This window comes from Duganella sp. CT11-25 (genome assembly GCF_047302815.1).
GTDB lineage: Bacteria > Pseudomonadota > Gammaproteobacteria > Burkholderiales > Burkholderiaceae_D > Rugamonas.
The window spans coordinates 4883636-4895920 of sequence record NZ_JBKBFD010000001.1; the positions used below are offsets into that span (position 1 = coordinate 4883636).

Annotated in this window: 7 protein-coding genes and 2 rRNA genes; 7 read left to right on the forward strand and 2 right to left on the reverse strand. The window is 60.0% G+C overall.

Features of this window, described 5'->3' with window-relative positions:
• Positions 1–109: 109 nt before the first annotated feature.
• From ACEN9F_RS20940 to ACEN9F_RS20955, 4 genes are all read left to right on the forward strand, one after another.
• A 23S ribosomal RNA gene (locus ACEN9F_RS20940) occupies positions 110–2982 on the forward strand.
• Positions 2983–3145: 163 nt separating this feature from the next.
• Positions 3146–3258 (forward strand): 5S ribosomal RNA (gene rrf, locus ACEN9F_RS20945).
• A gap of 190 nt (positions 3259–3448) precedes the next feature.
• On the forward strand, positions 3449–4759 hold the full coding sequence (locus ACEN9F_RS20950; protein ID WP_413422935.1) for a tetratricopeptide repeat protein: 1311 nt from the start codon (positions 3449–3451) through the stop codon (positions 4757–4759).
• A 17-nt stretch (positions 4760–4776) separates the two neighbouring features.
• Complete coding sequence (locus ACEN9F_RS20955) at positions 4777–5988, forward strand: L,D-transpeptidase family protein (protein ID WP_413422937.1); 1212 nt, start codon at positions 4777–4779, stop codon at positions 5986–5988.
• 30 nt (positions 5989–6018) lie between these two features.
• Here the strand turns inward: ACEN9F_RS20955 and ACEN9F_RS20960 are convergent, their stop codons facing one another.
• A complete protein-coding gene (locus ACEN9F_RS20960; RefSeq protein ID WP_413422939.1) occupies positions 6019–6564 on the reverse strand; it encodes an acyloxyacyl hydrolase in 546 nt (181 codons plus the stop codon).
• A 115-nt stretch (positions 6565–6679) separates the two neighbouring features.
• Between ACEN9F_RS20960 and ACEN9F_RS20965 the strand changes: the two genes are divergently transcribed.
• Entirely contained in the window at positions 6680–7576 is an 897-nt protein-coding gene (locus tag ACEN9F_RS20965; RefSeq protein ID WP_413422941.1) for an NAD(P)-dependent oxidoreductase, read from the forward strand.
• Here the strand turns inward: ACEN9F_RS20965 and ACEN9F_RS20970 are convergent.
• Positions 7573–8766 carry a M20 aminoacylase family protein gene (locus tag ACEN9F_RS20970; protein WP_413422943.1) on the reverse strand — a complete coding sequence of 398 codons (1194 nt, stop codon included), beginning with the start codon at positions 8764–8766 and terminating at the stop codon, positions 7573–7575. The two genes, ACEN9F_RS20965 and ACEN9F_RS20970, sit on opposite strands and share 4 nt — an antisense overlap.
• Positions 8767–8913: 147 nt before the next feature.
• On the opposite strand from ACEN9F_RS20970, the gene ACEN9F_RS20975 reads away from it, so the two are divergent.
• Positions 8914–10992: a molybdopterin-dependent oxidoreductase gene (locus tag ACEN9F_RS20975; RefSeq protein WP_413422944.1), complete on the forward strand. Its 2079-nt coding sequence runs from the start codon at positions 8914–8916 to the stop codon at positions 10990–10992.
• Between the two features lie 9 nt (positions 10993–11001).
• On the forward strand, positions 11002–12129 hold the full coding sequence (locus tag ACEN9F_RS20980) for an aminopeptidase (RefSeq protein WP_413422946.1): 1128 nt from the start codon (positions 11002–11004) through the stop codon (positions 12127–12129).
• The last annotated feature ends 156 nt before the right edge of the window (positions 12130–12285 follow it).

Consider the following 12285-nt stretch of genomic DNA (forward strand, 5'->3'; position numbering starts at 1 on the left):
CGACAGGTGGTGCGATGGGTAATGATTGTATGTATCAACAAACGCAACAACGTAGTACTTCTTATTCCTATAAACGCTCCTTGTTTAGTCGCAGGGGCTAACGTTATAGGGACAAGTGAATAAGTGCACATGGTGGATGCCTTGGCGATTACAGGCGATGAAGGACGTAGTAGCTTGCGATAAGCTGCGGGGAGCTAGCAAACAAGCTTTGATCCGCAGATTTCCGAATGGGGAAACCCGGCCCTTTGGGTCATTGCATGCTGAATACATAGGCATGCAAAGCGAACGCGGCGAACTGAAACATCTAAGTAGCTGCAGGAAAATAAATCAACCGAGATTCCCAAAGTAGTGGCGAGCGAAATGGGAAGAGCCTGTACGTTTTAGCATGACGCATAACAGAATCCACTGGAAATTGGAGCCATAGCGGGTGATAGCCCCGTATGTGAAATGCGATGTGTGGAACTAAGCGTACGACAAGTAGGGCGGGACACGAGAAATCCTGTCTGAATATGGGGGGACCATCCTCCAAGGCTAAATACTCGTAATCGACCGATAGTGAACCAGTACCGTGAGGGAAAGGCGAAAAGAACCCCGGGAGGGGAGTGAAATAGATCCTGAAACCGTGTGCATACAAACAGTAGGAGCGGACTTGTTCCGTGACTGCGTACCTTTTGTATAATGGGTCAGCGACTTACATTCAGTGGCAAGGTTAACCATATAGGGAAGCCGTAGAGAAATCGAGTCCGAACAGGGCGATAGTCGCTGGGTGTAGACCCGAAACCAAGTGATCTACTCATGGCCAGGATGAAGGTGCGGTAACACGCACTGGAGGTCCGAACCCACTAATGTTGAAAAATTAGGGGATGAGCTGTGGGTAGGGGTGAAAGGCTAAACAAACTTGGAAATAGCTGGTTCTCTCCGAAAACTATTTAGGTAGTGCCTCAAGTATCACCATCGGGGGTAGAGCACTGTTATGGCTAGGGGGTCATCGCGACTTACCAAACCATTGCAAACTCCGAATACCGATGAGTGCGAGCTTGGGAGACAGACGTCGGGTGCTAACGTCCGGCGTCAAGAGGGAAACAACCCAGACCGCCAGCTAAGGTCCCAAAGATTGGCTAAGTGGAAAACGAAGTGGGAAGGCTAAAACAGTCAGGATGTTGGCTTAGAAGCAGCCATCATTTAAAGAAAGCGTAATAGCTCACTGATCGAGTCGTCCTGCGCGGAAGATGTAACGGGGCTAAGCCAGTCACCGAAGCTGCGGATATGCGTAAGCATATGGTAGGAGAGCGTTCTGTAAGCCTGCGAAGGTGTCTTGTAAAGGATGCTGGAGGTATCAGAAGTGCGAATGCTGACATGAGTAGCGATAATGGGGGTGAAAAGCCCCCACGCCGTAAGCCCAAGGTTTCCTGTTCAACGTTCATCGGAGCAGGGTGAGTCGGCCCCTAAGGCGAGGCAGAGATGCGTAGCTGATGGGAAGCAGGTTAATATTCCTGCACCGTCGTATGATGCGATGGGGGGACGGATCGCGGAAGGTTGTCTGCCTGTTGGAATAGGCAGTTTCTGGTTCATAGAAGGCGCTTAGGCAAATCCGGGCGCGGGATTCAAGGGACTGGGACGAGGCACTTAGGTGCTGAAGCAATCGGAAGTGGTTCCAAGAAAAGCCTCTAAGCTTCAGTCATACGAGACCGTACCGCAAACCGACACAGGTGGGCGAGATGAGTATTCTAAGGCGCTTGAGAGAACTCGGGAGAAGGAACTCGGCAAATTGGTACCGTAACTTCGGGAAAAGGTACGCCCTTGTAGCTTGACTGGCTTGCGCCAGAAGGGTGAACGGGTTGCAATAAACTGGTGGCTGCGACTGTTTAATAAAAACACAGCACTCTGCAAACACGAAAGTGGACGTATAGGGTGTGACGCCTGCCCGGTGCTGGAAGATTAAATGATGGGGTGCAAGCTCTTGATTGAAGTCCCAGTAAACGGCGGCCGTAACTATAACGGTCCTAAGGTAGCGAAATTCCTTGTCGGGTAAGTTCCGACCTGCACGAATGGCGTAACGATGGCCACACTGTCTCCTCCCGAGACTCAGCGAAGTTGAAGTGTTTGTGATGATGCAATCTACCCGCGGCTAGACGGAAAGACCCCATGAACCTTTACTGTAGCTTTGCATTGGACTTTGAATCAATCTGTGTAGGATAGGTGGGAGGCTTTGAAGCGGGGACGCCAGTTCTCGTGGAGCCAACCTTGAAATACCACCCTGGTTCATTTGAGGTTCTAACCTTGGCCCGTTATCCGGGTCGGGGACAGTGCATGGTAGGCAGTTTGACTGGGGCGGTCTCCTCCTAAAGTGTAACGGAGGAGTTCGAAGGTACGCTAGGTACGGTCGGACATCGTGCTAATAGTGCAATGGCATAAGCGTGCTTAACTGCGAGACTGACAAGTCGAGCAGGTACGAAAGTAGGACATAGTGATCCGGTGGTTCTGTATGGAAGGGCCATCGCTCAACGGATAAAAGGTACTCTGGGGATAACAGGCTGATTCCTCCCAAGAGTTCATATCGACGGGGGAGTTTGGCACCTCGATGTCGGCTCATCACATCCTGGGGCTGTAGCCGGTCCCAAGGGTATGGCTGTTCGCCATTTAAAGTGGTACGTGAGCTGGGTTTAAAACGTCGTGAGACAGTTTGGTCCCTATCTGCCGTGGGCGTTGGAAATTTGAAGGGGGCTGCTCCTAGTACGAGAGGACCGGAGTGGACAGACCTCTGGTGTACCGGTTGTCACGCCAGTGGCATTGCCGGGTAGCTAAGTCTGGAAGAGATAACCGCTGAAAGCATCTAAGCGGGAAACTTGCCTTGAGATGAGATTTCCCAGAGCCTTGAGCTCTTTGAAGGGTCGTTCGAGACCAGGACGTTGATAGGTCAGGTGTGGAAGTGCAGTAATGCATTAAGCTAACTGATACTAATTGCCCGTACGGCTTGTCCCTATAACCTTAGCAGGGTATAGAGAATGAGAAGTACGTTGGAACGTTCGTTGATACAACTTCATTACCAAACAAATTTACTGCATAAACGATATAAATCGTTTATAATACTTCCTCCAGATTCTTGGCGGCGCGGAAAAAGACGCGACGCCTGTACAAGTCAAAGCTTGATGACCATAGCAAGTTGGTCCCACCCCTTCCCATCCCGAACAGGACCGTGAAACAACTCTGCGCCGATGATAGTGCTGCAACCAGTGTGAAAGTAGGTTATCGTCAAGCTAGTTATTAGAAAAAGCCCCTTCCGGTGATCCGGTCGGGGCTTTTTTGCGTCTAAAATTTATTTGCAGTATCAAAAAGCTACGCGACATTTTAGATACACCTTTGCTTTTGATCTGTGGAAACTAAAGGTGTACCATGTGTCCTTTCGCGCATGCTTCAAACCTCAATGAAAAATAAAACAGCCCAACCAATGCTGTATCGCGCCCTGGCGTCCGCGGGCGTCGTTGCATCCATCCTGATCTGGTCGCCGGCCCGTGCCGATGAACTGGCCGACGTCAGCAAGCTGGCCAAGTCCGGCAAGGTGGTCGAAGCACTGAACAAAACCAATGAGTACCTGGCCAAACACCCGGCCGATCCGCAGATGCGCTTCATGAGGGGCGTGTTGTTGGCGGAGCAGGGCAAGTCGGAAGAGGCCATCGCCATCTTCAGCAAGCTGACCGAAGATTACAAGGATTTGCCGGAACCGTATAACAACCTGGCCGTGCTGTATGCGGCCAAGGGTGATTACGACAAGGCGCGGGTGACGCTGGAAAAAGCCATCCGTACGAATCCGAGCTATATGACCGCCTACGAGAACCTGGGCGACATCTACGGCAAGATGGCCAGCCAGGCGTATGACAAGGCGTTGGCGCTGGGTGCCAACAATGCGCCGGCGCAGTCCAAGCTGACCTTGCTGCGTACGTTCTCCAGCAGCACCGGCGCCAAGAGCGCCGCGCCGGAGACCTCGGTGGCTGCGGTGGCTGCATCGGTGCCCGCCCGTCCGGCTGTCGCCAGCACGCAACCGCCTTTGATTTCGAAGATTCCGCCGGCCTCCGCACAACCGAATGCGCCGCAACGCATCCCGGCACTGTCGGTATCGCCGCCGCCGCCCGCTCCGCCTAAATTGGCAGCTGCGCCCGTAGCTGCGCCAACGCCAGCGCCGCTGGCGGCCAAGCCGCTGCCGACGCCGGTTCCGGCACCCGCGCCAGCGCCAGTCAAGATTGCCGCAGCGCCCGTGCCGGCGCCTGTGCCCGCACCGGTCAAGGTCGCGCCTGCGCCCGTTCCTGCGCCAGCGCCGGTCGCCGCCGCACCGGCCAAGCCGGCGCCGGTTGTCGTCGCCAAGGCCGAGCCGGCGAAACCAGTCAAGGTGGAGCCGCCTAAGCCGGCCAAGCCGGACACGTCCGAGCGCGATGAGGTCATGGCGCAAGTAAACGGCTGGGCCAAGGCCTGGACCGCCCAAAACGTCGATTCCTACCTGGGCTACTACAGCCAGCAGTTCGAGCCGCCGAAGGGCTTGTCGCGCAAGGCGTGGGCGGACGAACGTCGCGCCCGTATCGAAGGCAAGGGCCGCATCCGCGTGGAAGTGGGCTCGCCTGAAGTGGTGGTGAACGGGAACACGGCGAAAGTGACTTTCCGCCAGACCTATGAGTCGGACCGCCTGACGGCCAGAAGCCGGAAGACGCTCGTGCTGATCAGAAATGGTGGAAAATGGCAGATCAAGCAGGAGTCCTCGGGTAGCTGATGTCATACTTTAGATTTATGCAACGATGGCGCGCCGGCAGCGTGCTGTGCGCGGTTCTTCTCAGTTTATTGGGAGGGGAGGCCAGTTACGCCGCAAAAAAGCCGGTACGGGCGCAAGCCGTCCGTAAAGCCGGCCCGGAGGAGCAACTCTCCGACATCTACAAAGAGCTGTCGCAGAACAACCTGCGCGTGGCCCAGAAAAAGGCCGATGCGTTGGTCGAGGCCTATCCGAGTTTCCGCCTGGGTCACCTGGTGCGCGGCGACATCCTGCTGATGCATACCCGCTCGGTGACGATGCTGGGCGCCGCCGTGCCGCCGGGCTCGGACGGCAAGCTGGCGGACCTGCGCCGCGAGGCGGCGGTGCGCTTGCAGGCAGAGCCCGGCCGTCCCTCCGAGGCGCTGTTGCCGCGCGCGCTGCTGCAGATGCGCAAGGACCAGCGGCATGCGCTGATCGTCGACGCCAAGCATTCGCGCCTGTATTTGTACGAGAACCGCAACGACCAGCTGCGCCTGCTGCAGGACTTCTACGTCAGCCAGGGCAAGCTGGGCATCAACAAGCTCAAGGAAGGCGATATGCGCACGCCGGTCGGCGTGTACTACATCATCGGCCATCTGCCCGGCATCAAGCTGCCCGACATGTATGGCAAGGGCGCGCTGCCGCTGGATTATCCGAACGACTGGGACAAGGTGCAGGGCCGCAGCGGTTCCGGCATCTGGGTGCACGGCACGCCGCCGGAAACCTTCAGCCGTCCGCCGCTGTCGACCGACGGCTGCGTGGTGGTCAGCAATGACGACCTGAACTTCCTGACCCGCACGGTGGAGATCGGCAAGACGCCGATCCTGATCGGCGACCAGGTGGAGTTTGTCAGCAAGGAGCAGATGGAGCGCGACCTGCGCGTGGCCAGCTCGCTGGTGGAGTCCTGGCGGCGCGATGTCGAGAACCGCGACGACGCCAGCCTGAAGGCGCTGTATTCGCCGCGCTTCAAGTCGGCGGCCGATGAGGATGTGGCGACCTGGCTGGCCAAGAATCAATTCCTGCCGGGTGCGAAGAAGATCGTGGTGAAGGTCAGCGATACCAGTTATTTCCGCCAGCCTAGCCAGGAAGAAGTCATCGTCAGCAATTTCACGCAACAGACCGTGGTCGGCAAATACCGCCACGCGGTGCGCAAGAAACAGTACTGGGCCAAGGAAGGCAAGAACTGGAAGATCGTCGCCGAATCGAACGTCTAAAAAACGGGGTCAGGCCTGACCCCGGAGTTCTTAGAAGTGGTAGGCCACTTTGAGTTCGAGGAAGTTCACGCCCGAGTTCGGCTTTTTGTAGCCGCCGTTCGAGAAGTGCTGCAGCTTGACCGCGGCTTCCCAGTTGTTGTCGAACACATAGCCCATGGCGATGTGGTCGCCGAACTGGAAGTGGGTCGACAGGCGGTTGTCGCTGTTGTTGTACAGCTTGGACAGCAGGTGCACGCCGATGCCGCCTTCGTAGTAGATGCCCTTCTTGTTGTCGTTCTGGAAGCGGAACACCGGGGTGAAGCCGATATCCCACAGCTTGTGTTCTACGCCCAGCTGGTTCATGTAGCGGTTTTCCTGCCAGATGCCGGTGCTGGCTTCCCAGTAGCCGCTCAGATTGGTACCGTTCGACTGGAACCATTTGGTATCCCAATCCTTGGCGGCGCTGAAGCGCACCATTTGCACGTGTTCGCCGGCGGCGACGTCGACCGATACGGAGTCGACCAGTTTGTCATCGGCAAACGCAACCTGGGTGGCCAGCAGCGCGGCGGCTGCCGCAATCATTTTTTTATTGAACATAGTATCCTTGCAATGTTAGTGCTGTATATCTCAGTTTTATACGGCTGCCGAGATTGTACCGGGGTTCTTGAAAAAATTCCGGCGGGCTGTTAATTGATTATGTCAGGAGCAGGAATTGTCTACGCGAATCGCTTTTCTGGGTATTGGCTTGATGGGGGAGCCGATGGTGCGCCGGTTGCTGGCCGCCGGTTTTCCTGTGACGGTATGGAACCGTACCTTTGCCAAGGCCGAAGCACTGGCGGCGGCCGGCGCGCAGCCGGTGGCCGCGCTGGGCGAGGCGGTGCGCGATGCGCGGATCGTCATTTCGATGCTGGAGGCCGGCCCCACCGTCGGCCAAGTGCTGCGGGACGCCTTGCCGGCGCTGGCGCCCGACGCGCTATGGGTGGACATGAGCTCGACGCAGCAGGCCGAGGCGCAGGCCTTCCATGCGCTGCTGGCGGACCAGGGCCGGCGCTTTGTCGATGCGCCGGTGTCCGGCGGCGTCGGCGGCGCGGCGGCGGGCACGCTGGCGATCATGGCGGGCGGCGGCGCGGCTGATTTCGCCGAGGCGGAACCGGTGCTGGCGGCGATGGGCCGCGCGACCCTGGTCGGCCCGGCCGGCAGCGGCCAGGTGGCCAAGCTGTGCAATCAGTTGATCGTCGGCGCCACCATCAATATCGTGGCCGAGGCGATGCTGCTGGCGCAGGCCGCGGGCGCGGATCCGGCGGCGATGCGCGCGGCGATACGCGGCGGTTTCGCGGAGAGCAAGATCCTGGAGGTGCATGGACAGCGCATGCTGGAGCGGAATTTCGTCGCCGGCGGCAAGGTGGCGACGCAACTGAAGGATCAGCGCAATATCCTGGCGGCGGCCGATGCGGCCGGCGTGACCTTGCCGCTGACGGAACTGGTGACGGCGCGCTACCAGACGCTGGCGAAGACCATTCCGCAAGCCGATCATTCGGCGGCGCTGCTGGGGCTGGAGCAGCTGAATCCCGGGCAGCGCGTGGGCGCCGCCCCGGACCGTCTGGCTTAACCCTGCGGCAGGCTGGTTTCCACCAGCCGCACCCAGAAGCTGGCGCCGACCGGCAGCAGGTTGTCGTTGAAGTCGTAGCTGCCGTTATGCAGCACGCACGGGCCGAGGCCGTGGCCGCCGTCGCGGTGGTCGCCTTCGCCATTGCCGATGAAGATGTAGCAGCCCGGCTTGGCTTGCAGGAAGTAAGCGAAGTCTTCCGCGCCCATGGTCGGCTCGACGTTGTCGTCGACCTTGTCGGCGCCGACCACGGCCTTCATCACCTCGACCGCGAATTTCGTTTCCTTCGGATGGTTGACCAGCGGCGGATAGTTGCGGCGGAACTTGAATTCCACTTCGGCGCCGAACGCGGCCGCCGTGTGCGTGGCGATTTCTTCCATGCGCTGTTCGATCAGGTCCAGCACCGTCGTGGTGAAGGTGCGCACGGTGCCGACCATTTTCGCTTCGTCGGGAATCACGTTGGTGGCGCTGCCGGCATGGATCTGCGTGATCGACAGCACGGCGGTATCCAGCGGACTCTTCTGGCGGCTGATGATGGTCTGCCAGCTTTGCGCGATCTGCACCGCCGTCATCACCGGATCGATGCCCTTGTGCGGCTGGGCCGCGTGTGCGCCCTTGCCCTTGACGGTGACATAGAACTCGTTACTGGAAGCCATCATCGGCCCCTCGACCACGCTCATGTGGCCGGCCGGGATGCCGGGCCAGTTGTGCATGCCGTAGATGGCGTCCATCGGGCATTGCTCGAACAGGCCGTCCTCGATCATGCGCTTGGCGCCGGCGCCGCCTTCCTCGGCCGGCTGGAACACCAGGTAGACGGTGCCGTCGAAGTTGCGGTTTTCCGCCAGGTGCTTGGCCGCGCCCAGCAGCATCGCGGTGTGGCCGTCATGGCCGCAGGCGTGCATCTTGCCGGGATGGCGCGAAGCGTGCGGGAAGGTATTGATTTCCTGCATGGGCAGCGCGTCCATGTCGGCGCGCAGGCCGATGGCGCGCGGCGACTTGCCGTTCTTGATGATGCCGACTACGCCCGTCAGGCCGAGGCCGCGAATGACGGGGATGCCCCATTCGCTGAGCTTGTCGGCGACGACGTCGGAGGTACGCTGTTCTTCGTAGCAAAGTTCGGGGTGGGCGTGCAGGTCGCGCCTGATCTGCTGCAATTCGGATTGAAATGCAATAATAGGATCTACCAGTTTCATGCTGCTTCTCCAGTATTGGGTTCGCTTGCTTTTTAAGCATCGAGAATAGCCATTGTAGCCCTTGTCGTACAAGTTAAGCCAGCGCAGTACGCTTGATCGGAATCGTTTACGATACGGTCTTCAGTAAATGCTTTTTGGATCCGAGAGATGACAACCACACAAGTTCGCGCGACCTGTCCGCTCGACTGTCCCGATACCTGCGCGCTGCTGGTGACGGTCGAGGATGGCGTGGCCACCGCCGTCAAGGGCGACCCCGACCACCCGACCACGGCCGGCGTGTTGTGCACCAAGGTGTCGCGCTACACCGAGCGCACCTACCACGCAGACCGTTTGCTGCACCCGCTGCGCCGCGTCGGCAAAAAGGGCGAGGGCAACTTCGAGCGCATCAGCTGGGAGGAGGCGCTGGCCACCGTCGCCGCCAGGCTCAAGTCGATCGCCGAACGGGCGCCGGAAGCGATCCTGCCATACAGCTACTGCGGCACGATGGGGCTGGTGCAGGGCGAGTCGATGTCGTCGCGCTTCTTCAACAAGATCGGCGCCTCGCTGCTGGACCGCACCATCTGCGCGACGGCCGGTTTCACCGGCTACAAGTACACCATCGGCGGCTCGGTCGGCACCGACATGGAGCAGTTCCAGAACGCCAGGCTGATCCTGATCTGGGGCGGCAACCCGATCGCTTCCAACCTGCACTTCTGGACCCGCGCGCAGGAAGCCAAGCGCAACGGCGCCCGGCTGATCGCCATCGATCCCTATCGTTCGCTGACGGCGGAGAAATGCCACCAGCACATCGCGCTGCTGCCGGGCACCGACGCCGCGCTGGCGCTGGGCATGATGCATGTGCTGATCGCCGAGGACCTGCTGGACCACGACTACATCGCCAGCTACACGCTGGGCTTCGAGGAATTGAAACAGCGCGCGGCCGAATGGACCCCGGAACGCACCGCCGACACCTGCGGCATCACGGTGGCCGAAGTGGTCGACCTGGCGCGCCTGTACGGCGGCATGGCCAAGGCCGGCGAGCCGGTGGCGATCCGCACCAACTACGGCGTGCAGCGCGTGCGCGGCGGCGGCATGTCGGTGCGCAATATCGCCTGCCTGCCGGCGCTGGTGGGCGCCTGGCGCCACGCGGCCGGCGGCATCCAGCTGTCGTCCAGCGGTTCCTTCCCGACCCAGAAGGCGGCCCTGCAGCGACCCGACCTGCTGAAGAAACTGCCGCGCACCATCAACATGACCACCATCGGCGACGACCTGCTGCGCGCCAGCTCGCCGGAGTTCGGGCCGGAGGTCGAGGCGGTGATCGTCTACAACGCCAACCCGGTGGCGATCGCGCCCGATTCGTCGAAGGTGATGGCCGGCTTTGCGCGCGAGGATTTGTTCACGGTGGTGCTGGAGCAGTTCCAGACCGACACCGCCGACTATGCCGACATCGTGCTGCCGGCCACCACGCAGCTGGAGCACGTCGACGCCCACACCTCCTACGGCCACCTGTACATGATGGCCAACAACGCCGCCATCGCGCCGATGGGCGAGGCCAAGGCCAACACCGAGATCTTCCGCCTGTTGGCGGCGGCGATGGGCTTCGACGATCCGTGCTTCAAGGACAGCGACGACCAGCTGGCCGCCATCGCCTTCAACAAGCAGGACGCGCGCGCGATCCACTTCGATTGGGAATCGCTGAAGCTCAAGGGCTGGCAAAAACTGGCGATGCCGGACGCGCCGTTCGCGCAGGGCGGCTTCCCTACGCCGTCCGGCAAGTGCGAGTTCTATTCCGCGCAGATGCAAGCCGACGGACTCGATCCGCTGCCGACCTATCTGCCGCCGTATGAATCGGTGGCCAGCAATCCGGAGCTGGCGTCGCGCTATCCGCTGGCGATGATTTCTCCGCCGGCGCGCAACTTCCTCAACTCCACCTTCGTCAACGTCAAGAGCCTGCGTTCGGCCGAGGGCGAGCCGCACCTGGACATCCATCCGGACGATGCCTCGGCGCGCGCCATCGCCGACGGCGACATGGTGCGTATCTTCAATGACCGCGGCACCTTCATCGCCAAGGCGCGCGTGACGGACAAGGCGCGCGCGGGGCTGGTGGTCGGCTTGTCGGTGTGGTGGAAAAAGCTGGCCAGGGATGGCAAGAACGCCAATGAGGTCACCAGCCAACAGTTAACCGATATGGGCCGCGCCCCAACTTTTTACGATACACTGGTACAAGTCGAAAGAGTCGCTGCTTGAAGGTAATGTATGCGCAATCTTGTCCGCAGTATCATCCGCGCCAGGTACTGGCTGGCGGCGGGCTGTGCAGTATTACTGCTGGCGGGTTGCGCGCAATTGAGGTACTACATGCAGGCCGCGCAAGGCCAGTATGCGCTGTGGTCGGACGCCCGTCCGATTGACGACTGGCTGGGCGATCCAAGCACCGATCCCCAGCTCAAGGCCCGCCTGGAGAAGGCCCTGTTGATACGCAAGTTCGCGGTCAAGGAACTGGGCCTGCCCGATAACGCCAGCTACAAGAACTACGCCGCCCTGTCGCGGCCCTTCGTGCTGTGGAACGTGGTGGCGACGCCGGAACTGTCGCTGCGGCCGATCCAGTGGTGTTTCCCGATCGCCGGCTGCGTCAGTTATCGCGGCTACTACAGCAAGGACGACGCGATGGCCTATGCCGATGAACTGCGCAAGGAGGGCAACGACGTGCAGGTGGGCGGCGTGCCGGCGTATTCGACGCTGGGCTGGTTCAGCGATCCGCTGCTGTCGACCTTCATCAATTATTCCGACGCCGAACTGGCGCGCATGGTGTTCCACGAGCTGGCGCACCAGGTGGTGTATGTGCAGGGCGATTCGCAATTCAACGAAGGCTTCGCGACGGCGGTGGAGGAGGCCGGCGTGGCGCGCTGGCTGGAGTTGTACGGCACCGATCCGATGCGCGAGGGCTATATCCGCTACAACGCGCGGCGCCAGGATTTCCTCGAGCTGCTGGTGCGCCACCGCAAGATGCTGGCCGACCTGTACGCCGGCAAGACCAGCACCCGCCACAAGCGGGCGGAAAAGGTGCGCATCTTTGCCCACCTGAAATCGGACTACGCCAAACTCAAGGAAAGCTGGGGCGGCTACGCCGGCTACGACCGTTGGTTTGCCGAGCCCTTAACCAACGCTCACCTCAGTGCTGTGGCAACTTACCACGATTATTTGCCTGCCTTCCGCGCGCTGCTAAAGCAAGAACGAACGTTCGTGCGATTTTATGGTGCAGTGCAAAAAATAGCAACTCTTGATCTAGTTCAACGTCGGCAGCAGTTGGATCAACTGGGTCGCCCGGTAATGCTCAACGCGGAGACCGGCAAGGAAGCGGTGGCGCCGGCGGAAGGCACGCATTGATGCTGCGGCGCAGCATAAAAACCCGTTAGAAGGGGCGTTCTAAATATGGTTAAATGCGCTTGCGTCCGAGCTTGCTGCCCGATAGCATCGCATCATAAGTAGGCTAGGATCCTTCGCATAGACGAAAGACCGCACCCTGAACCGGCACTGTGCGCC